At 71.7% G+C, this 2112-nt stretch carries 2 protein-coding genes; one reads left to right on the forward strand and one right to left on the reverse strand.

From position 1 onward, the window contains the following. Positions 1-84: 84 nt before the first annotated feature. A complete protein-coding gene (locus E4099_RS31460) occupies positions 85-756 on the reverse strand; it encodes a class II aldolase/adducin family protein (RefSeq protein WP_245245339.1) in 672 nt (223 codons plus the stop codon). A gap of 159 nt (positions 757-915) precedes the next feature. On the opposite strand from E4099_RS31460, the gene E4099_RS31465 reads away from it, so the two are divergent. Further along, a partial coding sequence (locus E4099_RS31465) for an inorganic phosphate transporter (protein ID WP_135342505.1) occupies positions 916-2112 on the forward strand: 1197 nt, incomplete at its 3' end.

Genomic DNA, 2112 nt, shown 5'->3' on the forward strand with positions numbered 1-2112 from the left:
GGTGGGCTGCGCGGTGCCCCGGGCGGGGCGTGCGGGGCGGCTCTGGTGGCGTGCGGGTAGGTGTACCGAGCCGCCGGGTCACTGTCAGTCGGGTTGGCCGTAGCCGCGCAGTTTGGCGGCGGCGGCGTCGAGCTGGGCCGGGGTGAGCAGGCTGGGGGTGCGGTCGGGGACGGCGGAGGCGGCCAGCCAGACCCGGCACATCCACTCCAGCTGGGCGGTGCGGTCGTACGCCTGCGCCAGGGTGTCGCCGTGGACCAGGGTGCCGTGGTTGCGCAGCAGGCAGCCGGTGCGGCCGCGCAGGGCGTGCAGCATGTGCGCGGCCAGCTCCCCGGTGCCGTACAGGGCGTACTCGGCGACCCGGGGCGGCCCGCCGAGTATCCCGGCCATGTAGTGCACCGGGGGCAGCTCGTCGACGAGGGTGGAGACGGCGGTGGCGTGCACCGCGTGGGTGTGCACCACGGCCGCGGCACCGGTGGCCCGGTAGACGGCCAGGTGCATCGGCAGCTCGCTGGTGGGAACCAGGTCGCCGATCACCTGCCGGCCGTCCAGCGTGACGCCGGTGATCGCCTCCGGGCCGAGCCGGTCGTACGGGATGCCGCTGGGGGTCACCAGTACGATGTCGCCGACCCGGGCCGAGACATTGCCCGAGGTGCCGACGACCAGTCCGTCGGCCGTGGTCCGCCGTGCCGTGTCCACCACCTCGATCCAGGTCTGACGGAGCGCCTCTCCCGCCGTGCCGGCTGTCGCGTGTGTCACCTTCGTCACCTCCCGGGCGGAATGATGCCAAGCCCCACACGGCCATACCAGGACTCACTTCAGCCACGTCACCCCGAAGCCCGAACTCGTTCACCTTCCGTTCACCCGGTGTCCTTACCGTCGCCGTGCTACTGACCGCCTAACGGATTGCCTGGGTGAATGGAACACATCACGCTTCTCATCGGGATCGTGATCATCACGGCCTTGGTGTTCGACTTTACGAACGGCTTCCATGACACGGCCAACGCCATGGCCACCACCATCTCCACCGGCGCCATGAAGCCGAAGATGGCGGTGGCGATGTCGGCCGCCCTCAATCTCGTCGGTGCTTTCCTGTCCGTCGAGGTGGCCGCGACCATCTCGAAGGGCATCGTCGACGAAAACGGCATCCAACCCGAAGTGATCTTCGCCGGCCTGGTCGGCGCGATCATCTGGAATCTGCTGACCTGGCTCGCGGGGCTGCCCTCCAGCTCCTCGCACGCCCTGTTCGGCGGTCTGATCGGCGCCACCGTCGCCTCCGTCGGCTTCGACGCCGTACACGGCGACGCGGTCATCATGAAGATCCTCATCCCGGCCATCGCCGCGCCCCTCGTGGCCGGCGTCGCCACCGTGCTGGCCACCCGGCTGACCTACCGGATCACCCGGGGAACCAACGCCGAGGACACCGCCAAGGGCTTCCGCGCCGGGCAGATCGCCTCGGCCGCCCTGGTCTCCCTGGCGCACGGCACCAACGACGCCCAGAAGACCATGGGTGTGATCACCCTGGCGCTGGTCAGCGGCGGAGTGATCGCCCCGCACTCGGACCCGCCGATGTGGGTCATCGTCTCGGCCGGTCTGGCCATCGCCCTCGGCACCTACCTGGGCGGCTGGCGCATCATCCGTACGCTGGGCAGCGGGCTGGCCGACATCCAGCCGCCGCAGGGCTTCGCCGCCCAGACCGGTGCCGCGGTCACCATCCTGTCCTCCTCCCACCTGGGCTTCGCGCTCTCCACCACCCAGGTCTGCTCCGGTGCCGTGATGGGCTCGGGCCTGGGCCGCAAGGGCGGCGTGGTGCGCTGGTCCACCGCGGGCCGGATGGCCGCCGCCTGGGTGCTGACGCTGCCCGCCGCCGGACTGGTCGGTGGCGGTGCCGCCCTGCTGGCCAAGCAGGGCGACTGGGGCGTCACCCTGGTCGCGGTGCTGGCGCTCGCCGCCTGCCTGGCGATCTACGTGGCCTCGCGCCGCAAGCCGGTCCACGCCGACAACGTCAACGAGACCGTCCCGGACACCGCCGAGCCGGTGGGTGTGGTCACCGCCGCGCTGCAGGCGGTCGCCCCGCCGCCGGCCGGGCCGGTCGTCGCGGCCACCGAGCCCCCC

This window comes from Streptomyces palmae, from assembly GCF_004684805.1.
Classification (GTDB): Bacteria; Actinomycetota; Actinomycetes; order Streptomycetales; family Streptomycetaceae; genus Streptomyces; species Streptomyces palmae.